This window comes from Rahnella woolbedingensis (assembly GCF_003602095.1).
Taxonomy (GTDB): Bacteria; Pseudomonadota; Gammaproteobacteria; order Enterobacterales; family Enterobacteriaceae; genus Rahnella; species Rahnella woolbedingensis.
The window spans coordinates 115,387-135,553 of record NZ_RAHH01000013.1 but is presented as its reverse complement, the minus strand read 5'-3'; the positions used below and the strand labels follow the sequence as shown (position 1 = coordinate 135,553).

Sequence of the window (20,167 nt, the reverse complement as noted above, 5' to 3'; positions counted from 1 at the left end):
CTGAACAGGTAAAAAAAAACGGAGAAAAATTTTACCTGTTTTATTTATCATTCCTGAACCCTGCCTTTTGACGCTTTTTCCGCCAGCCGTGATGCTTACCTTCATGTTTTCCAGAGGGTCAGGGTCAATGATCGACTTCTCCGCACACGCCCGGGACAGGGCAAATCATTTTCTTCAATTACTCGCACAATGGGTGGCAATCCCCTCGCCCTTCGACAGCGAAAGTCGCCAGCCGGGCGCTCCGTTTGGTCAGGGTGTGGCCGATGCGCTGGGCTGGTGGCAAAAACTCGGCGACGAGGCCGGACTGAAAACGCTCAACGTAGATCATCACGCGGTACATATCGAATACGGTAGTGGCGACGAAATTGTGTATGTCTTTGGGCATGCCGATGTCATTCCTGCGGGTGAGGGCTGGCATTTTCCGCCGTATCAGCTGACGCGGCTAGGCGATAAGCTGATGGGCCGCGGCGTCGTTGATGATAAAGGCCCGATGATCGCCGCATGGCTGGCACTGGATATTCTGCGCGAGCTGCAACTGCCGCTGGCGCGCCGCATTCGGCTGGTCGCGGGCGGTAACGAAGAAACCGGCTTCCACTGTATCCGCCGTTATTTTGCATCACAGCCACAACCGGCCTTCGCCTTCACGCCGGACGGCAAATTTCCGGTGATCTACGGCGAAAAAGGCTCGCTGCTGGTCACGCTGACTGCGCCTGTTGAACAACCGGAATTGTCAGTTTCCTGCGGCGAAGTGGTGAATTCCATTCCTGATGTTGCGCACCTGCATGGCCTTTCGCTCTATTCCGGCGGCTGGACGCTGGATGAAGGTTTTACGCTGCTGGCGGAGCCGGAATGCGCCGATCGCTGGCGGCTGTATGGCCGCGGCGGTCATTCATCAAAACCGGAAGCCTGCCTGAATCCCATTGCCGCTACGGCGCAGTTACTTCATCAGCGCTTTGACGCCCGCTGGACGCAACAACTGGTCGAAATCACTGAGCCGAAAACCGGCCAGAGCGGCGTGCGCTTTGCGCTGGATACCGCCGGAGAATGCGGGAATATTCTGCTGGTGCCGACGGTGCTGAACATCGAAAGCGGGCTGATGACACTGACGCTCAACGTGCGTTATCCCGAAAATCTCAGCGCAGAAATGATTATGGAAAGTCTTGCGCAATGGAATCACGACTGGCCCGCCAGACAGCCCGCTGGTGCAGACGCTGCATGAGATTTACACCCGCCACACCGGCGATACAGACCATCCTTCACGCACCACCGGCGCGGGCAGTTACGCCAGCGCGATGCAAAACTCCGTGATTTTTGGCTGTGAATTTCCCGACGGATCCTCCGGAAACACCCACAGCGCAGATGAATACGGCAGCTTAAGCCGCTTTATCAGCGCCATCGGCATCTATGCCGAAGCCCTTTACCGGCTGGCAAATCTGCCCGCCGAAACCAGTGAAAAACGAGGTAACTGATTATGTCTGCTAAGAAACTGATTGCTCTGTGCGCGTGCCCGATGGGTCTGGCCCATACCTTTATGGCGGCTGAAGCTATCGAAGTGGCCGCCCGCGCTCGGGGTTATGACGTGAAAATTGAAACGCAGGGCGCCGGCGGCATCCAGAACGAACTGACGGCGGAAGATATCGCACAGGCCACCGTCATCATTCACGCGACCGGTATCACGCCGCAAAACATCGAGCGGTTTAACGGCGTGGAAGTGTATGAAGTCGAGCTGAAAGACGCGGTGAAAAACGCCGGCGGGCTGATCGACGAAATCGAAGAAGATCAGGGTCAGTAATTCCACTTTTGCTTTGTTAAGCGCAAGGAGTTTCCCGTGGCGATAAGAAAAAGAGTCATCAATACCGGTCACAGTCAGTCCTCCGATACCCCGGCAGTACCCGCAGGACCGGCAGGTAAAGGCCAGAGCCATGCCTGGAAAGAGTTCAGCAAACACATCATGACCGGTATTTCCTACATGATCCCGGTGCTGATTATGGGCGGTCTGATTGGCGCACTGTCGCAAATCATTCCGTATGTTTTTCTGGGGATGTCGCCGGATGAATCCATCATGGCGGCGCTCAACAGCGGGCGTTACACCGGCAGTTCCGTCTGGATGCTGCAAATCGCCAGCATCATGGAAAGCTTCGGTTTCACGTTATTTGGCTTCGCTATCCCGATGTTTGCCGCTTTCACCGCCAACTCTATCGGCGGTAAAACGGCGCTGGCAGCCGGATTTATCGGCGGCTATGTGGCAATCAAACCGGTAGCCGTTCCTGCCCTGGTCAGCGGGCAATGGGCGGCGGTCGCACCGGTCGCTTCAGGGTTTCTCGGCGCCATCGTGATTGCGTTTGTGGTCGGTTACTTCGTCCGCTGGATGAACAACAACATCAAACTGCCGCACAACTGGCTGGCGTTCAAAACGACCTTTTTCATTCCGCTGATTTCCGCAATTGTCGCGATGATGCTGATGGTATTCCTGATCACGCCAATCGGCGGCTGGCTGAATACGCTTATCAAAGAGGCTTTACAGGCCGCAGGCTCGGCGGGGACTTATTTCTACGCCACTTTACTGGCAGCCGCGACAGCCTTTGACCTCGGCGGGCCGGTGAACAAAGCCGCCGGATTTGTGGCGCTCGGTTTCACCACCGAAAAAGTGCTGCCGATCACCGCACGCTGTCTGGCCATCGTCATTCCTTCATTCGGGCTGGGGCTTTCAACGGTTATCGATAAATGGCTGGTAGGACGCCGGGTTTACGATCGCCAGTTCAATCAGATTGGCCGCACCGCGATTTTCCTCGGCTTTATGGGAATTTCAGAAGGGTCGATTCCGTTCGCGCTGGAACGTCCGGGGTTTGTCATTCCGGTGTACGTGATTGGTGCCGTTATCGGCGCGCTGCTGGGGGTTTCGCTAGGTGCCGTGCAATGGTTCCCGGAATCCGCCATCTGGGCATGGCCGCTCATCAGCAACATTCCGGCCTACCTGATTGGTCTGCTCGGTGGTTCGCTGTTTATCGCGGTGACCTGCGTGTTCTACCGTAACCGTTTAATCAAGAAAGGCCTGCTCGAAGTCGCCTGATACCGGAGGATAAATGAGCCGTCAGCAACGTCTGGATGTTCTGCGCCAGCACATGGCAGAGCGAAATATGGCCGCAGTACTTCTCACCGACAGATTCAGCAAATACGCGATAGCTGAACTGTACAGCGCATCGGGCTATGTGCTGGTCACGCTAAGTGGTCTGTGGATTTTGGTTGATGGCCGCTACAGCGCCGAATGCAGCCAGAACAATCCGGACGTGGAGGTGCTGACGCTCACCGCTGAGCATCCGCTCAGCCATTTCCTCAGGCAGTTTATCGGCACAGAAAGGCTGTTCGCCGATGCCAGCGCAATATCGCACCTCGCCTGGCAGGCGCTGGAAAGTCAGTGCGGCCTGGCACTTCAGCACCGGGATGCTTCAGTTCTGCGCGTGCATAAATATCCCGATGAAATCGCCAAAATCCGTGAGGCCGCCGTGATTGCCGACCGCGCGCTGCAAACGGTAATGCCGTTTATCAGGCCGGGTATCACTGAAAAAAAACTGGCCGATCACATCGAAATGGCCGTGAGGCAGGCCGGTGGCAGTAAAACGTCGTTTGATACCGTGGTGGTTTCCGGCACGCGCGGTGCATTGCCGCACGGGCGTCCGACAGACAAAAAGCTGATGGCCGGTGAACTGGTGACGATAGATTTCGGCGCGGTATATCAGCATTACTGCTCCGACATGACGCGCACTTTCGCACTCGGCAACGCCAGTGAACAACTGAAAGCGATTTACGACACAGTACTTATCGCGCAGCAGGCTGCCCGCGACGCCGTACGGCCGGGGATCCGCTGTCAGGAACTGGATGCCGTCGCCCGCAATATTATTGCATCGGCAGGCTATGGCGAGTATTTCAGCCACAATCTGGGGCACGGTTTAGGGCTGGATGTTCATGAAGCACCCGCGCTTAGCCCGCAAAACGCGCAACCGCTGGAATCGGGAATGGTGATCACCCTCGAGCCGGGAATTTATGTTCCGGGTCTGGGCGGTGTGAGAATCGAAGATGACGTGCTGGTGACTGAGAGGGGTGGCGAGGTGCTGACGAACAGCCCGCGGGCGTGGGGAAAAATCTGTCTGTGAAGTAATTTTCTCCCCCTTCGCAGGGGGGAGAAGCTAAAAGATTTACATCCCGAGTCGCGTTTTCGCATCGGCAATCGCCTGCGCAACCTGCTGCGGAGAGACGCCGCCTTTAGCCGCACGTTTATCAAGGCAGGATTGCAGTTCGAGAATGGCGTAAACATCATCGCCAATCACGCTGCTGAATTTCTGCAAATCTGCCAGCGGCAATTCTTCCAGCGCTTTACCCTGATTAATGGCTTCCACCACTGCTTCACCGACGATATGGTGCGCTTCACGGAACGGCACACCTTTGGCGACCAGATAATCCGCCAGCTCGGTGGAGTTGGCGTAACCCTGCTGCGCAGCCTCTTTCGCCCGCGGGCGTTTCACCTGAATACCGTCCAGCACCAGGGATGCCATGTTCAGACAATCCATCCAGGTATCGAGCGCGTCGAACAGCCCTTCTTTGTCTTCCTGCATGTCTTTGTTGTACGCCAGCGGCAAGCCTTTCATGGTCATCATCATGCCGGTCAGCGCGCCCTGCACACGACCACATTTGCCACGGATAAGCTCCAGCGCGTCCGGGTTTTTCTTCTGTGGCATCAGCGAAGAACCAGAGGTCACGCGGTCAGACAAATCGATAAAGGCCGCTTCACCGGTGTTGAAGAAGATCAGGTCTTCGGCGAAACGGGACAGGTGAACCATGCTGATGGCCGCATTGGAAAGCAGTTCCAGCACGTGGTCACGGTCGGATACGCTGTCGAGACTGTTGCGGGTGGCAGATGCAAAACCTAACCAGCCTGCCAGCTGCTCCCTGTCCATCGGGTACGCAGTACCGGCCAGTGCGCCACAACCCAGCGGGCTGACGTCCAGACGGGTCAGGGTATCTTTCAGACGGCTTTCATCACGCGCCAACATTTCGACATACGCCATGCACCAGTGCGCGAAAGTCACCGGCTGAGCGCGTTGCAGGTGGGTGTAACCCGGCATCACCGCGTCCTGATTGGCTTCGGCTGTCGCGACCAGCGCCTGTTGCAAATGATGCAGCGCATCGCCCAGTTCAACCACCTGCGCTTTACACCACAGTTTGATGTCGGTGGCGACCTGATCGTTACGGCTGCGGCCGGTGTGCAGTTTTTTGCCGAGATTGCCGACTTTGTCGATAAGCTTACCTTCGACCCAGCTGTGAATATCTTCGGCATCGCTGGCTAAAATAGCGCGGGGATTGGCACGGACTTCTTCCAGCAGTACGGTCAGAGCTTCTTCCAGCTGAACCTGTTCATCCGCGGTTAATACATTCACGGTGACCAGTGCTTTGGACCAGGCAACGGAGCCCACGATGTCCTGCTCTGCCAGCCGGTAATCGAAACGCAGTGAGTCATTCAGCTCTTTAAAACGCTGATCTGCTGCCTGAGTAAAACGTCCGCCCCAAAGTGCCATTTTCCTGCTCCTGAAATTTTTTTATGCAAAAGGGCGCAAGATGCTGCGCCCTGACAAAAGTGTGTACCAAATGCGCGCCAGATCCTGAGCTACGCCAGAATGCGTGTGCCGATCGCCACGCCGTTAAACAGTGCCGGTAATTGCTCAGCGTGACGCCAGCTGGCGATGTCCACCGGACGTCCGAGAGAACGCGCGGCATCCAGCGCGGCGTGAACTTTGACGATCATGCCGTCAGTGATAATGCCCTGATCGATAAGCTGTTCAGCTTTCTCTGCGCTCATCTCAGGGATGCGCTGGCCTTTGCCATCGAGAATACCGCTGACATCAGACAGCAGGATCAGATCTGCACCCAGCGTGGCCGCCAGAGCCGTTGCTGCCTGATCCGCGTTAACGTTCATCAGTTCACCGGCTGCGGTGATGCCGATGGAGCTGACAATCGGCAGATAACCTGCGCCGGTCAGCGTGTTGATCAGCGCCGGATTGCCCGCTTCCGCTTTGCCGACGAAGCCCAGTGATTCATCCAACTGCGTGACGCTGACGGTGCCGCCGTCCGCCAGTGACAGACCCACCGCGTTGATATGATTTTTTACCGCCCATGCCAGCAGGGTTTTGTTAGCGCTGCCCGCGAGCGCGCCGGTGATGATATCAATCTGGTCAGCCGGAGTAACACGCAGACCCGCCTTTTTCACCACTGGCAGATTCAGCTTTTTCATCAGCTCATCAACCAGGCAGCCGCCACCGTGAACAATGACCAGCGGGCGGTGATATTCCTGACGATAAGCTACGACCGCCATGAACAGGCGCTCAAGCGCTTCTTCATTGTCCAGCAACACACCACCTAATTTGATGACTAACGGATTCATAGCTGTTCGCGCCCCGACCGGTTGAGAATGTTAATTAATAACAATGGGTTTCATTTAATCTAACACCCCTGCGCGTCTGAATAAACGCTCAGGGGCGGTTGTTTTTGTTTGCTGACAATCTGAGGATTGTTAAAGCAGAGACTGCGTTTCAGGGAAGCCGAAACGGATATTCATGCACTGAACCGCCTGTGCTGACGCGCCTTTGAGCACGTTATCTTCCGTCGCCACCACAATCAGGTGTTCGCCTTTCACCGCAAAACCGATATCGCAGAACGGCAGGCCGACCACGTCTTTCAGCGCCGGAACCCCTTTAGTGTACAAACGCACCAGCGGTTTATCGTGATACGCATTGTGGAACGCTTGCGCCACATCCTGTTCCGTCACACCCGCGTTCAGACGGCAGGTGATGGTCGCCAGAATACCGCGCGGGAAGTTGCCCAGATGCGGGGTAAAAATCACCGGCACGCCAAGGTGTTCGGCAATTTCCGGCTGATGACGGTGGCTGAACAGTTTATACGGCTGAAGGCTGACTTCGCAGAAGCTGTTACCGAGCGTGGCTTTACGGCCTGCGCCGCTGACGCCGCTGGTGGCGTTGATCACCGGCCACTGGCTGTCATTGAGCAGGCCATTTTCGATAAGCGGTTTGAGCGCCAGCTGTGAAGCGGTCGGATAACATCCCGGCACGGCGATCAGCTGGGCGTCTTTTAATTTGTCAGCCTGCCATTCGGCCAGGCCGTAAACGGCTTTATCGAGCAAATCGAGATGCTGATGCTCGAAGCCGTAGAATTCGGTGTAAAACTCAGGTTTGCTGACGCGAAAGGCTCCCGAGAGATCAAACACCACGCAGCCCGCCGCCAGAAACTGTGGCGCCAGATCGTGGCTGACTTCGTGCGCCGTCGCCAGAAATACCACATCGACACCCTTCGCTGCTTGCGCCACATCCGTCAGCGGCAGAACAGGCAAATCGACGATGCCTTTTAATTGAGGATGCAAATCAGAAAGCAATTTTCCTGCATCTGCACTTTGCGCTGAAACCGTTAAACCGGTTATGTTCATATGTGGGTGGCGATTCAGGTAAGCGGCGAGTTCGGCTCCGGCATAACCTGTGGCACCAACAATCAGCGTATTCAACATAGGGCTTGTTCACCTTCTCAATTTTTGGGTAGGGGGCGGATAAATTTTTTCCGGTTTCCTTACGCGCTGGCTTATTGTATTTTTATTCACAATTATTGCATGAATATGAATACTACCCTAACTAAAGGCTGTCAACAGTGAAGATGAAATTACCTCCTTTTATTGAGCTCTACCGGGCGTTAATTGCAACCCCTTCCATCAGCGCAACCGATGCGGCTTTGGACCAGAGCAATGAGACGTTAATCAATTTACTGGCAGGCTGGTTCGGTGATTTAGGCTTCAAAGTCGAAGTGCAACCCGTTCCAGGTACACGCCATAAATTCAATATGTTAGCCAGCACTGGCGAAGGCGCTGGCGGCTTGCTGCTGGCCGGTCACACCGACACAGTTCCGTTCGATGACGGCCGCTGGACGCGCGATCCTTTCACCCTCACCGAGCATGAAAATAAGCTCTATGGTCTGGGTACTGCCGACATGAAAGGTTTCTTCGCCTTTATCCTCGATTCACTGCGTGATGTTGACCTGACCAAACTGACTAAACCACTGTATATTCTGGCGACCGCCGATGAAGAAACCACCATGGCCGGTGCCAGCTATTTCTCCAAAAACGCCAAAATTCGTCCCGATTGCGCCATCATCGGCGAACCGACTTCCCTGAAGCCCGTTCGTGCGCACAAAGGCCATCTGTCGAACGCGATCCGCATCACCGGCCAGTCCGGTCATTCCAGTGACCCTTCACGCGGCGTGAACGCGATTGAGCTGATGCACGAATCCATTACCCATTTAATGACGCTGCGCAATACGCTGAAAAGCCGTTACAACCACAGTGGTTTCGTGATCCCGTATCCGACCATGAACTTTGGGTATATCAACGGCGGCGATGCGCCAAACCGTATTTGCGCCTGTTGCGAAATGCATATGGATATCCGCCCGCTGCCGGGTCTGACGCTGTCAGATATCAACGGATTGCTCAATGAAGCGCTGGCACCGGTGAGCGAACGCTGGCCGGGACGTCTGGCGATTGAAGAACTGCATCCGCCAATCCCGGGTTATGAATGTCCGCCGGATCACCCGCTGGTGCAGGTGGTCGAAAAGCTGCTGGGTGTGGAAACGGAAATCGTTAACTACTGCACTGAAGCGCCGTTCATTCAGGAACTGTGCCCGACGCTGGTTCTCGGACCGGGTTCTATCGATCAGGCGCATCAGCCAGACGAATATATTGATACCGCGTTCATTAAACCGACTCGCGAGCTGATTTCTCAGGTCGTTCATCACTTCTGTTATCACTGATACTGAATGTCGGATTGATGAAGAAACAATCAGGGCGCTCACGGGCGCCCTTTGCTACTGTACAAAACGTTGATTAGCCAAACTGATATCGTCGTTGTTGTAATTAAATTTCAGCGACATTGCCAAAAAGACCATTTTTCACGTGAGTGATCGGGGCTTTATGGGGTAAAACAGGGGTGGCTTTTAAAAAGTGTGGCCAGGTTGGCAGGGTGAACGGGGCAAGAATGCCTGACGGGTGAAAGTTATTTACAGAAAATAAAAATTAAACGAGAGAACGGGTCAGAGGTAATATGAACGAACAATATTCCGCAATGCGAAGTAATGTCAGTACCTTAGGTAAATTGCTAGGTGACACGATCAAAGATACGTTGGGAGAGCATATCCTGGATCGTGTTGAGAAAATCCGTAAGCTGTCGAAATCCTCCCGTGCCGGAAACGACGCGGATCGACAGGAATTGCTGTCAACGCTGCAAAATCTCTCAAATGATGAGCTGCTGCCTGTTGCCCGAGCTTTTAGCCAGTTCCTGAATTTAGCCAACGTGGCGGAACAATATCACAGCATTTCGCCGCACGGCGAAGCGGCCAGCAATCCTGAAGCGCTGGCGCAATTGTTCGATCGTCTGAAATCCAAAAATCTCTCTGAACAGCAATTACGGGATGCCGTTGACCAGCTTTCTATCGAACTGGTTCTGACCGCGCACCCGACAGAAATTGCCCGCCGTACGCTGATCCATAAACTGGTCGAAGTGAATAACTGCCTCAAGCAGCTCGACCATAACGATCTGGCCGATTACGAGCGCAAACAAATCATGCGTCGCCTGCGTCAGTTGATCGCGCAGTCATGGCATACCGATGAAATCCGCAAAAACCGCCCTTCTCCGGTGGATGAAGCCAAATGGGGCTTTGCGGTAGTCGAAAACAGCCTGTGGGAAGGCGTGCCTGCTTTCCTGCGCGAACTGAATGAGCAGCTGGAATCTTCACTGGATTACAAAATGCCAGTGGAAGCCGTGCCGGTTCGCTTTACCTCCTGGATGGGTGGCGACCGCGACGGTAACCCGAACGTGACCGCAGATATCACCCGTCACGTGCTGTTACTGAGCCGCTGGAAAGCGACTGACCTGTTCCTGCGCGATGTCGCGGTGCTGGTGTCAGAACTGTCGATGACCGAATGTACGCCGGAGCTGCGCGAGCTGGCTGGTGGTGCGGATATTCTCGAACCTTACCGCGAGATCATGAAACAGCTGCGTTCTCAGCTGACCAATACTCAGGTGTATCTGGAAGCCCGTCTGAAAGGCGAACGCGTTGCGCGTCCTCATGATCTGCTGGTGAAAAATGACCAACTGTGGGCACCGTTGTACGCCTGCTACCAGTCGCTGCAAGCCTGCAACATGGGCATTATCGCCAACGGTCAGTTGCTGGATACCCTGCGCCGCGTACGCTGTTTCGGCGTGCCGCTGGTACGTATCGACGTGCGCCAGGAAAGCACCCGCCATACCGATGCTATCGCTGAAATCACCCGTTATCTGGGTCTGGGCGATTACGAAGGCTGGTCAGAATCCGACAAACAGGCTTTCCTGATCCGCGAACTGAATTCAAAACGTCCGCTGGTGCCACGTCACTGGGAACCCAGCGCAGATACCAAAGAAGTGCTCGATACCTGTCAGGTGATTGCCGAAGCGCCGGAAGGCTCGATTGCGGCGTATGTCATTTCAATGGCGCGTACGCCGTCTGACGTGCTGGCCGTGCATTTGTTGCTTAAAGAAGCCGGTTGCCCGTTCCCGCTGCCTGTCGCGCCGCTGTTCGAAACGCTCGACGACCTGAACAATGCCGACGATGTGATGAAGCAGTTGCTGAGCATCGACTGGTATCGCGGTTTCATTCAGGGCAAACAGATGGTGATGATTGGCTATTCCGACTCCGCAAAAGATGCGGGCGTCATGGCGGCATCATGGGCGCAATATCGCGCTCAGGATGCATTAATCAAAACCTGCGAGAAAGCCGGTATTGCCCTGACACTGTTCCACGGGCGCGGCGGTTCTATCGGCCGTGGCGGCGCACCGGCGCAGGCAGCGTTGTTATCTCAGCCTCCGGGCAGCCTGAAAGGTGGCCTGCGCGTCACCGAACAGGGCGAGATGATCCGCTTCAAATTCGGTCTGCCTGAAGTCACCATCAGCAGCCTGGCGCTGTATACTTCTGCAATTCTGGAAGCCAACCTGTTGCCACCACCTGAGCCGAAACAAGCCTGGGTCGACATCATGGAACAGCTGTCTGATGTGTCCTGCAAGATGTACCGCGGTTACGTGCGCGAGAATAAAGACTTCGTACCTTACTTCCGCGCCGCAACACCGGAGCAGGAACTGGCGAAACTGCCACTGGGTTCACGCCCGGCGAAACGTAAAGCCAGCGGCGGTGTTGAAAGCCTGCGTGCTATTCCGTGGATTTTCGCCTGGACGCAAAACCGGCTGATGCTGCCAGCCTGGCTGGGCGCCGGTGCCGGTTTGCAGGCCGTGGTGGATGGCGGTAAACGCGACGAGCTGGAAACCATGTGCCGCGACTGGCCATTCTTCTCCACCCGTATCGGCATGCTGGAAATGGTGTTTGCGAAAGCGGACCTGTGGCTGGCGGAATACTACGATCATCGTCTGGTCGGCGAAGAACTGTGGCCACTGGGTCAGCAACTGCGTGAGCAGTTGGCCAGCGATATCAAAGTGATTCTGGCAATTTCTAACGACGATCACCTGATGGAAGATTTGCCGTGGATTGCAGAATCCATCGCACTGCGTAACGTCTATACCGACCCGCTGAACGTGTTGCAGGCTGAATTGCTGCACCGCTCCCGCGAGCTGGAGAAAGACGGCAAACAGGACGCTAACGTCGAACAGGCGCTGATGGTGACGATTGCGGGTGTGGCAGCAGGTATGCGTAATACCGGCTAGTTTCCGCTGACAATCCCCCAAAGAAAAACCCGCGAATTCGCGGGTTTTTTGTATTCTGCATCGGGCAAAAGATTAAGCGCGAACCGGCACGGCGATTTCAGGGCGCACACCCAGCGTGTGGCAAATCGCGTAGCTCATTTCTGCACGGTTCAGGGTGTAGAAATGGAAGTCCTTCACGCCTTCGCGGCTGAGGATTTTCACCATGTCCATCGCGATATTAGCACCGACCATTTTGCGGGTTTCCGCATCATCGTCCAGCCCTTCAAACTGGCTGTTCATCCATTTCGGCACTCGCACGTTAGTCATCGTGGCAAAACGCGTCAGCTGCTTGAAGTTGGAGACCGGCAGAATGCCCGGCACGATTTCCACATCAATCCCCTGACCAGCGCAGCGATCGCGAAAACGCAGGTAGCTTTCGACATCGAAGAAGAATTGCGTGATGGCGCGGTTTGCACCGGCATCAATTTTACGCTTCAGGTTAATCAGATCAGCCTGCGCGCTTTTGGCTTCAGGATGCACTTCCGGATAGGCCGCGACAGAAATATCAAAATCGCCGACTTCTTTCAGCAGATGCACCAGATCGGTGGCATACATTTCCGGTTTGCCGCCGCCTGCCGGTAAATCCCCGCGCAGTGCGACGATATGACGGATGCCGCTGTCCCAGTAATCCTGTGCAATCTGGCGCAACTCATCTCGACTGGCATCGATACAGGTCAGGTGCGGTGCCGCTTCCAGACCGGTACGCTCTTTAATGCCTTTAATGATGCTGTGCGTGCGGTCACGTTCGCCGGAGTTTGCGCCATAAGTCACAGAGACAAACTTAGGTTTGAGGCTGCTGAGACGGTCAATAGAGCTCCACAACGTATCTTCCATCTCGCTGGTCCGCGGCGGGAAAAATTCGAAAGAAACGTTAATCTGACCCTGCAATTCGGCCAGATTCTGATTCAGCGCTTCGCGCTGGTTTGCGTGGAAAAAGCTCATAAACACTACCTCATGGATCACTGCGTTTTATTATGGTTCGTCATGATGGACGTTTGGACGTCTAAACGTATAGATAGAAAATGACGGAAAGCGGGCAAAGTGTCAACGTTAAAATGAGGGGAAAGGATGATTAATCTTCACGCAAACTGAGAGAATTTCACTTTGGGGAATTTTTGCTGCGGGGAATATGAAGATAAATGGAGGTTTTTTACTCCTGCCCCTCGTGAGAGAGGCAGGAGTCAGGAATTACAAAAGTTGAGTCAGACGGTTAAGGTCAGATTGCAATGCACCAGCGGTGACATCACGTCCTGCGCCCGGCCCGCGGATCACCAGCGGGTTATCACGATACCAGCGGCTTTCGATGGCAAACACGTTATCGCATGGCAACAGGGAAGCCAGAGGATGATCCTCACGCACCGCTTCAACGCCAACGCGCGCTTTGCCGTTCGCATCGAAACGCGCCACGTAGCGCAGCACCAGACCCATTTCACGGGCAGCTTCCAGACGTTGCAGCATTTGCTGGTTCAGCGCCTCGCCGTCTTCAAAGAACTGATCGACGGAACCGGTCACACAGCTTTCCGGCACCAGCGACTCAACACGAACCTGCGTCGGTTCGATGTCATATCCCGCTTCACGCGCCAGAATCACCAGTTTACGCATCACATCCTGACCGGATAAATCATCACGCGGATCTGGCTCCGTCAGCCCCTGCTGCCACGCCAGATCCACCAGTTCGGTGAACGGCAGCGTGCCGTCAAATTGCAGGAACAGCCAGGACAATGTGCCGGAGAAAATCCCGCTGATGGCCAGAATGCTGTCGCCGCTGTCGCGCAGATCACGCACCGTATGGTTAACCGGTAAACCGGCGCCCACAGTCGCGTTATACAACCAGTGGCTGTCGGTTTTGGAAAACGCATCGCGGATCTGGCGGTATTTGTTGGTATCCGACGCGCCTGCCAGTTTGTTGGCGCTGATCACGTGGAAACCGTAGCTGGCGAAATCCAGATACTGATCCGCCAGTTCAGCGCTGGCGGTAACGTCCAGCACCACTAAATCGTCATAAGGATGCGCACGCATCCACAGGAACAACGATTCTTCATCGTGCGCCTGCGCTTCATCATCAAAGAAGGCCAGCGCACGGCTGGCGTCCAGCCCTTCGTAATTAAGCAGGCTGCGTTTGCTGTCGACCACACCGGCCAGCACAAACTCAAAGCCGCTGCGGGCGGAAATGTTCTTTTGCTCGCGGGCGAACAGTTCCAGCCAGCGTGAACCGATGTTGCCTTTACCAAACAGCATCAGGCCAATTTGCTTTTCAGCGCGGAACAGCGTTTTGTGCAGCCCCTGAATCAGGTGCGCGGTCGGCCCGATACGCAGCACGGCCACCAGACTGATGCCGTCTTCCGCCTGCCAGATAAACTCGACAGGCTGATCTTTCATTTCCTGATAGAAACGGTGGCTGTGCAGCGGATTCTTGCAAACCCCCGCACCGACCAGCGCCACCAGCGCCAGCCCTTCACGCAGCGTCAGACGCGCCGGAAGTGCCGCTTCTTCGAGAACCTGCAAAGCGCTTCCCGCCACTTCGGAGGTGTAGCAAAGTTGCAGCAAATTGCGGTCAGGGTGAATGCCGGTACACAGCGGTTTGATCTGCGCACGTTTAAGCAGCAGCTCGACATCTTTTTGCGCCAGACCAAAATCGTGGCCGGACGGAATGACCATTTCGATCAGACAGATATCATCATGGCTGGTGACAATTTTTGCACCGGTACCGGAAGCCAGAACGCGTTCAATACGCGTTGAGCCCTGCTCCGGCTGGTAGCTGCAACGCAGCTGTAAATCGATATCGCTGCCGGAAACCGGCTGAAGCGTACGGGTGTGCAGCACCGGAGCCGCAAGACGCGCCAGTTCGCTGGCTTCATCGAGGCGCAGTAACGGCAGCAGACACGCATCTTTCACTTTTCGCGGGTCAGCGCTGTAGACACCGGCCACATCACTCCAGATAGTCACGCGGCTGGCATCGGCAAGTGCGCCAATCTGAGTCGCGGAATAGTCACTGCCGTTACGGCCAAGCAGCACGGTTTCACCCGCTTCACTGCGGGCGATAAAGCCGGTCACCACCAGATATTGCTGAGGATGTTGCGCGAGAAGTTGTTGCAACAGCGGATACGAACGGCCTTCATCCACCTGAGGTTGAGCGGCACGTTCGGCACGCAGGAATTCACGGGCATCCAGCCAGGCGGCCGGTAATTCCAGTTTGCACAGTACCGCAGACATCAGGCGTGCAGACCAGACTTCGCCGTGCCCGACGACTTCGGCGTAAATCGCGTCGGTCATTTTGCCATCGAGCAAAACAGCCAGACGTTCGAGATCATGAATAAACGAAGCAATAAGCGGTTCGGCCATTTCCGGCGGCAACAGACCGGTTATCAAATCACTCTGATAACGGCGCAGAGCCTGCTGAACCTGATGCGCGGCAATTCTGTCTGTCTGGCTGAGCTTCAGCCAGCTGATCAGCTGGTTGGTTGTACTGCCCGCCGCCGACACCACCATCATGTCACCCGGCTTAGCATACTCGGCCATGATCCCGGCAACGCGCAGATAACATTTCACGTCGGCCAGACTGCTACCACCAAATTTGTGCAACTGACGGCTTCCCGCCGGCGCTGCAACCGCTATTGCATTCATACTTACCTCGTTGCCACTGACTGGAATGCGTGTTCCAGATCAGCAATCAAATCTTCGCTGTCTTCAAGACCTACAGAAATACGGAGCAAGCTGTCAGAAATCCCGGCGGCTTTACGCGCTTCCGGCGCCATGCCAGCGTGCGTCATGGTCGCGGTATGAGAAATCAGGCTTTCGACGCCCCCCAGTGATTCTGCGAGGGTAAATAACTTCAATTCTTTCAGGAAATGGCGCAACTGAGCTTCATCTCCGTTAAATTCAAAACTGATCATGGCACCGAAGCCACGTTGCTGACGGCGGGCAATTTCATGGCCCTGGTTTTCCGGCAGCGACGGATGATACAGCTTTTTGACCTGCGATTGTTTCTGTAAATAAGCAACAATTGCCAGTGCATTTTCCTGCTGCTGTTTCACGCGAACGGTCAGCGTGCGCAGACCGCGCAATAACAGATAGCTGTCAAAGGCTGCGGCAGTCACGCCGATGTTGTTCGCCCACCACGCCAGTTCTGTGGCGTGTTCTGCGGTCTTAGATATTACCGTACCGGCGACCACATCAGAATGCCCGTTAAGATATTTCGTACACGAATGGACGACTAAATCCGCCCCAAGCTGCAACGGGTTCTGCAAGGCCGGGCTGAGGAAGGTGTTATCCACCACGGTCAGCGCACCGGCGGCGCGGGACGCATCGCAAATCGCCTGAATATCCACCACACGCAGCAACGGATTGCTCGGGGTTTCAATCAGCACCAGTTTCGGTTGTTCTTTCAGCGCTTCGGCCAGCGCCTGCGGGTCGCCCTGATCGACAAACAGCACGCGATAGGCGCCCCGCTTGCTGAGGCTGTCGAACAAACGGTAGCTGCCGCCGTAGCAATCGTGCGGCGCAACCAGTAAATCGCCAGGTTTCAGAAAGACCGTACATACCAGATGAATGGCAGACATACCGCTGCTGGTCAGTACCGCTCCGGCACCCCCTTCCAGATCAGCCAGCGCACGCTGGACCACATCACGTGACGGATTACCGCGACGCGAATAGTCATGGGCTCTTGGCTGATTGAAATCTTCAAAGTTGTAAGTACTGGAAAGGTAGATTGGCGGAACTACACAACCATATTGCTGATCATTGTTCAGGCCACTGCCCACGGCAATGGTGGCTTGCTTGTGCGTCATAATCATTTCTTCCTGACGAAATGCGGAGGATGAGAGTATCAAGAGTAACGCCCGGAGTTATAGACGTCAATACATCTGGACATCTAAACTTCTTTGCGTATAGATTGAGCAACAGAGCAATACCCGCTAAAATTATGGCGTTAATGAAGATGTCAGGCAGAACTGTCGCGCGGAGGTCGTTAAGCGCAAGGTGACAAAACCAACAATGCCGCAGAGGAAATCGTGAGATATCCCTGTCAAATTCCGACATTTATTTAGTGAGAACAGTGAAAATCGGGCATAATCACGCGGTTTTCAGAATTTTATTTTTTTGATAAATTTAAGGTGTCCCATGGCTGAGTGGAACGGCGAATATGTCAGCCCTTACGCTGAACACGGTAAGAAAAGCGAACAAGTTAAGAAAATTACGGTATCCATTCCGCTGAAAGTCCTCAAAATTCTGACTGATGAGCGCACCCGTCGCCAGGTGAACAACCTGCGTCATGCGACCAACAGTGAATTATTGTGCGAAGCTTTCCTTCATGCCTTCACCGGTCAGCCTTTGCCGAATGACGAAGACCTGCGTAAAGAACGCAGTGACGAAATCCCGGAAGCGGCGAAGATCCTGATGCGTGAACTGGGTGTGGATCCTGATACCTGGGAATATTGATCGCGATTTTGCAAAGAAGTGCTGAAAGACCGTGCGAACCGTCGCGCGTTTTTTCAGTGTCTTTGTGATAAGAGAAGATGTGTCTGGCGGGAAGTGAAACGGCAGGCAACAAAAAAGGCGCCAAAGGCGCCTTTTTTTGCTCTCAAGCGTAGCTTATTTGCTGCTTGGAACGCTGAAACGCTTGTTGAAGCGGTCAACGCGGCCACCGGTAGCGACTTCACGTTGCTTACCAGTGTAGAACGGGTGACATTCGCCACAAACGTCCAGGTTCAGATCATGACCCACAGTTGAGTGAGTTTTGATAACGTTACCGCATGAGCAGTTTGCAGTAACTTCTACGTATTTAGGGTGAATACCTTTTTTCATGGAAAACCTCTTCTTAAGGCCGCGTCGCTATCCAACCCTGTTCTGTCAGACACCACGCGTAGTGGATGATAGGCTTTGAGTACGAAATGCACCAAAGGCGGCGAATCATACAGAATCTCTGAGAACCGCGCAATGATGTTCATGCATTTCGAAGGACACAGTGTACACTATCTCGTCATTTTTTTATAGTCTGGACCCACAATGCCTGTTGCCCACGTTGCTTTACCCGTCCCGCTCGCCCGTACTTTCGACTATCTTTTGCCGCCTGATATGCCGGTTTCAAAGGGTTGCAGGGTCAGTGTGCCTTTCGGTAAACGCGACGCTATCGGCATTGTGGTTAACGTCAGTGAATCCAGCGATTTTGGCCTGGATAAGCTGAAACCTGTACGCGAAGTGCTCGACAGTTCCGGTCTTTTTACCCCTGATTTGTGGCGCATCCTGTTCTGGGCTGCCGACTATTATCATTATCCGATTGGTGAAGTGCTGTTCCATGCACTGCCGGTTTTACTGCGTCAGGGGAAACCCGCCGAACTCACTCCGCTATGGCAATGGTTTGCCACCGAACAGGGGCGCGCTACGCCGCTCGACAGCCTCAAACGCGCGCCTAAGCAACAACAGGCGATGGCCGCGCTGATGCAAAAACCACTGTATCGCCATCAGGTCGCGGATCTTGATCTGACGGACACGGCGTTGCAGGCACTGCGCGCCAAAGGGCTGACGGATTTACGCAGCATCGCCCCCGCCACGCTCGACTGGCGCAAAGATTTCTCGGTGATCGGCGAGCGTTTACGCCTCAATACTGAACAGGCCACCGCCGTTGGCGCCATCCGCAGTGAAGATCAGCAATTTTCTGCGTGGCTGCTGGCCGGTGTGACCGGCTCAGGGAAAACAGAAGTTTATCTGAGCGTACTGGAAAACATTCTGGCGCAGGGCCGTCAGGCGCTGGTGATGGTGCCGGAAATCGGCCTGACGCCGCAAACCATCGCGCGTTTTCGCGAACGTTTCAGCGCGCCGGTAGATGTGCTGCATTCCGGCCTGAACGACAGCGAACGTCTCGCGGTCTGGCTGCGGGCGCGTAATGGCGAAGCGGGGATTGTCATCGGCACGCGCTCTTCGCTGTTTACGCCGTTCGCACGGCTGGGCGTCATTATTATCGATGAAGAGCACGACAGCTCTTATAAACAACAGGAAGGCTGGCGCTATCACGCGCGTGACCTGGCGGTATACCGCGCTCATGCTGAAAATATCCCGATTATTATGGGCTCTGCGACGCCTGCGCTGGAAACCCTGCACAACGTGGAACTGGGTAAATATCGCCAGCTGAAACTGACCAAACGCGCCGGGAATGCCAAACTCGCCCGCCAGAATTTACTGGATTTAAAAGGATTGCAGCTGAAAGTCGGGCTGTCGCAGCCGTTAATTCAGAAGATGCATGAACATCTGAAAGCCGACAATCAGGTGATGTTATTCCTCAACCGTCGTGGCTATGCGCCCGCCCTGCTTTGCCATGAATGCGGCTGGATTGCTGAATGTCAGCGCTGCGACCACTATTACACTATCCACCAGAATCAGCGTCAGCTGCGTTGCCACCATTGCGACAGTCAGCGCGCCGTGCCGCATCAGTGTCCGCACTGCGGATCGACGCAGCTGGTTTCCGTTGGTGTCGGTACTGAACAGCTGGAAAACGAAATCGCGCCGTTGTTCCCGGATACGCCTATCACGCGTATTGACCGCGATACCACCAGCCGCAAAGGCTCGCTGGAACAGCATCTGAATGAAGTTCATCGCGGAGGCGCGCGTATTCTTATCGGTACGCAGATGCTGGCAAAAGGGCATCACTTTCCCGATGTCACGCTGGTGTCATTACTGGATGTCGACGGCGCGCTGTTCTCGGCGGATTTCCGGTCTGCCGAGCGCTTTGCCCAGCTTTATACGCAGGTATCCGGTCGTGCCGGACGTGCCGGTAAGCCAGGGGAAGTGGTCCTGCAAACGCATCATCCTGAACATCCGCTATTGCAGGTTCTGTTGCAGCAAGGTTATGACGAGTTCGCCAGGCAAACGCTGGCGGAGCGCAAGAGCGTGTTTCTTCCTCCTTTTACCAGCCATATTCTGATCCGCTCTGAAGATCACGATAATCAGCAGTCGGCGCTGTTTCTCCAGCAGTTACGCAATCTGCTCGAATCGAGCCCGCTGAAAGATGATTCGCTGTGGATTTTAGGGCCTGTTCCCGCCTTGCAGGCCAAACGCAGCGGACGCTTCCGCTGGCAGTTGCTGTTACAGCATCCTTCACGACGCGTTTTGCAGCATCTGATCAAAAGTTCTCAGCCATTGATTGCCAGCCTGCCGCAAGCTAAAAAAGTGAAATGGACGCTGGATGTAGACCCGATTGACAGCTGATCCCTGAGGGAAATCCGCATAATTAGTCAGGATTTCTGCGTGATGGATCGAAAAAAGCATCTGCATCACACTTTTAATGCAAATTAGGTAACAAATCCTACTCACATTCTGTTTAGAATGTGATGTGCTACACATCA

The 20,167-nt window shown here is 54.7% G+C and carries 16 protein-coding genes; 9 read left to right on the top strand and 7 right to left on the bottom strand.

Annotated features, from left to right (window positions below; genetic code table 11):
- Positions 1 to 127 precede the first annotated feature (127 nt).
- From D6C13_RS13000 to D6C13_RS12980, 5 genes are read left to right on the top strand one after another with little or no spacing between them, the layout of a single operon-like run.
- Entirely contained in the window at positions 128 to 1,219 is a 1,092-nt protein-coding gene (locus D6C13_RS13000; protein ID WP_167458026.1) for a Sapep family Mn(2+)-dependent dipeptidase, read from the top strand.
- Positions 1,161 to 1,469 (top strand): M20/M25/M40 family metallo-hydrolase, encoded by a 309-nt coding sequence (locus D6C13_RS12995; protein WP_120133157.1) that lies wholly within the window; start codon positions 1,161 to 1,163, stop codon positions 1,467 to 1,469. The genes D6C13_RS13000 and D6C13_RS12995 overlap by 59 nt, the downstream gene beginning before the upstream one ends.
- 2 nt (positions 1,470 to 1,471) lie before the next feature.
- A complete protein-coding gene (locus tag D6C13_RS12990; RefSeq protein ID WP_120133156.1) occupies positions 1,472 to 1,792 on the top strand; it encodes a PTS fructose transporter subunit IIB in 321 nt (106 codons plus the stop codon).
- 36 nt (positions 1,793 to 1,828) lie between these two features.
- On the top strand, positions 1,829 to 3,070 hold the full coding sequence (locus D6C13_RS12985) for a PTS fructose transporter subunit IIC (protein ID WP_120133155.1): 1,242 nt from the start codon (positions 1,829 to 1,831) through the stop codon (positions 3,068 to 3,070).
- 13 nt (positions 3,071 to 3,083) lie between these two features.
- Positions 3,084 to 4,151, top strand: coding sequence for an aminopeptidase P family protein (locus tag D6C13_RS12980; RefSeq protein ID WP_120133154.1), 1,068 nt, complete (start codon positions 3,084 to 3,086; stop codon positions 4,149 to 4,151).
- 42 nt (positions 4,152 to 4,193) lie between these two features.
- Here D6C13_RS12980 and argH read toward each other — a convergent pair whose 3' ends face one another.
- The 3 genes from argH to argC form a co-directional block, all read right to left on the bottom strand.
- Entirely contained in the window at positions 4,194 to 5,570 is a 1,377-nt protein-coding gene (gene argH, locus D6C13_RS12975; protein WP_120133153.1) for an argininosuccinate lyase, read from the bottom strand.
- An 89-nt stretch (positions 5,571 to 5,659) separates the two neighbouring features.
- Positions 5,660 to 6,433 carry an acetylglutamate kinase gene (gene argB / locus D6C13_RS12970; RefSeq protein WP_120133152.1) on the bottom strand — a complete coding sequence of 258 codons (774 nt, stop codon included), beginning with the start codon at positions 6,431 to 6,433 and terminating at the stop codon, positions 5,660 to 5,662.
- 129 nt (positions 6,434 to 6,562) lie between these two features.
- A complete protein-coding gene (gene argC / locus D6C13_RS12965; protein ID WP_120133151.1) occupies positions 6,563 to 7,567 on the bottom strand; it encodes an N-acetyl-gamma-glutamyl-phosphate reductase in 1,005 nt (334 codons plus the stop codon).
- A gap of 137 nt (positions 7,568 to 7,704) precedes the next feature.
- Between argC and argE the strand changes: the two genes are divergently transcribed.
- Positions 7,705 to 8,856: an acetylornithine deacetylase gene (argE, locus tag D6C13_RS12960; protein ID WP_120133150.1), complete on the top strand. Its 1,152-nt coding sequence runs from the start codon at positions 7,705 to 7,707 to the stop codon at positions 8,854 to 8,856.
- Between the two features lie 290 nt (positions 8,857 to 9,146).
- A complete protein-coding gene (ppc, locus tag D6C13_RS12955) occupies positions 9,147 to 11,792 on the top strand; it encodes a phosphoenolpyruvate carboxylase (RefSeq protein WP_120133149.1) in 2,646 nt (881 codons plus the stop codon).
- 72 nt (positions 11,793 to 11,864) lie between these two features.
- Here the strand turns inward: ppc and metF are convergent, their stop codons facing one another.
- From metF to metB, 3 genes are all read right to left on the bottom strand, one after another.
- Complete coding sequence (metF, locus tag D6C13_RS12950; RefSeq protein WP_120133148.1) at positions 11,865 to 12,773, bottom strand: methylenetetrahydrofolate reductase; 909 nt, start codon at positions 12,771 to 12,773, stop codon at positions 11,865 to 11,867.
- Positions 12,774 to 13,019: 246 nt separating this feature from the next.
- Positions 13,020 to 15,455 carry a bifunctional aspartate kinase/homoserine dehydrogenase II gene (locus tag D6C13_RS12945; RefSeq protein ID WP_120133147.1) on the bottom strand — a complete coding sequence of 812 codons (2,436 nt, stop codon included), beginning with the start codon at positions 15,453 to 15,455 and terminating at the stop codon, positions 13,020 to 13,022.
- A gap of 2 nt (positions 15,456 to 15,457) precedes the next feature.
- On the bottom strand, positions 15,458 to 16,618 hold the full coding sequence (gene metB, locus D6C13_RS12940; RefSeq protein ID WP_120133146.1) for a cystathionine gamma-synthase: 1,161 nt from the start codon (positions 16,616 to 16,618) through the stop codon (positions 15,458 to 15,460).
- A 331-nt stretch (positions 16,619 to 16,949) separates the two neighbouring features.
- Here metB and metJ point away from each other — a divergent pair, with 331 nt between their 5' ends.
- Positions 16,950 to 17,267 carry a met regulon transcriptional regulator MetJ gene (gene metJ / locus D6C13_RS12930; protein ID WP_004392248.1) on the top strand — a complete coding sequence of 106 codons (318 nt, stop codon included), beginning with the start codon at positions 16,950 to 16,952 and terminating at the stop codon, positions 17,265 to 17,267.
- A gap of 153 nt (positions 17,268 to 17,420) precedes the next feature.
- Here metJ and rpmE read toward each other — a convergent pair whose 3' ends face one another.
- Positions 17,421 to 17,633 carry a 50S ribosomal protein L31 gene (gene rpmE / locus D6C13_RS12925; RefSeq protein ID WP_112289349.1) on the bottom strand — a complete coding sequence of 71 codons (213 nt, stop codon included), beginning with the start codon at positions 17,631 to 17,633 and terminating at the stop codon, positions 17,421 to 17,423.
- Positions 17,634 to 17,834: 201 nt separating this feature from the next.
- Between rpmE and priA the strand changes: the two genes are divergently transcribed.
- Positions 17,835 to 20,030 carry a primosomal protein N' gene (priA, locus tag D6C13_RS12920; protein ID WP_120133144.1) on the top strand — a complete coding sequence of 732 codons (2,196 nt, stop codon included), beginning with the start codon at positions 17,835 to 17,837 and terminating at the stop codon, positions 20,028 to 20,030.
- The last annotated feature ends 137 nt before the right edge of the window (positions 20,031 to 20,167 follow it).

Excerpts from the sequence above, each read along its gene's own strand:
- D6C13_RS13000 (WP_167458026.1), top strand. The coding sequence starts at position 128 with ATGATCGACTTCTCCGCACACGCCCGGGACAGGGCAAATCATTTTCTT.
- D6C13_RS12990 (WP_120133156.1), top strand. The coding sequence starts at position 1,472 with ATGTCTGCTAAGAAACTGATTGCTCTGTGCGCGTGCCCGATGGGTCTG.
- D6C13_RS12980 (WP_120133154.1), top strand. The coding sequence starts at position 3,084 with ATGAGCCGTCAGCAACGTCTGGATGTTCTGCGCCAGCACATGGCAGAG.
- argH (WP_120133153.1), bottom strand. The coding sequence starts at position 5,570 with ATGGCACTTTGGGGCGGACGTTTTACTCAGGCAGCAGATCAGCGTTTT.
- argB (WP_120133152.1), bottom strand. The coding sequence starts at position 6,433 with ATGAATCCGTTAGTCATCAAATTAGGTGGTGTGTTGCTGGACAATGAA.
- argC (WP_120133151.1), bottom strand. The coding sequence starts at position 7,567 with ATGTTGAATACGCTGATTGTTGGTGCCACAGGTTATGCCGGAGCCGAA.
- ppc (WP_120133149.1), top strand. The coding sequence starts at position 9,147 with ATGAACGAACAATATTCCGCAATGCGAAGTAATGTCAGTACCTTAGGT.
- metF (WP_120133148.1), bottom strand. The coding sequence starts at position 12,773 with ATGAGCTTTTTCCACGCAAACCAGCGCGAAGCGCTGAATCAGAATCTG.
- D6C13_RS12945 (WP_120133147.1), bottom strand. The coding sequence starts at position 15,455 with ATGAATGCAATAGCGGTTGCAGCGCCGGCGGGAAGCCGTCAGTTGCAC.
- metB (WP_120133146.1), bottom strand. The coding sequence starts at position 16,618 with ATGACGCACAAGCAAGCCACCATTGCCGTGGGCAGTGGCCTGAACAAT.
- metJ (WP_004392248.1), top strand. The coding sequence starts at position 16,950 with ATGGCTGAGTGGAACGGCGAATATGTCAGCCCTTACGCTGAACACGGT.
- rpmE (WP_112289349.1), bottom strand. The coding sequence starts at position 17,633 with ATGAAAAAAGGTATTCACCCTAAATACGTAGAAGTTACTGCAAACTGC.
- priA (WP_120133144.1), top strand. The coding sequence starts at position 17,835 with ATGCCTGTTGCCCACGTTGCTTTACCCGTCCCGCTCGCCCGTACTTTC.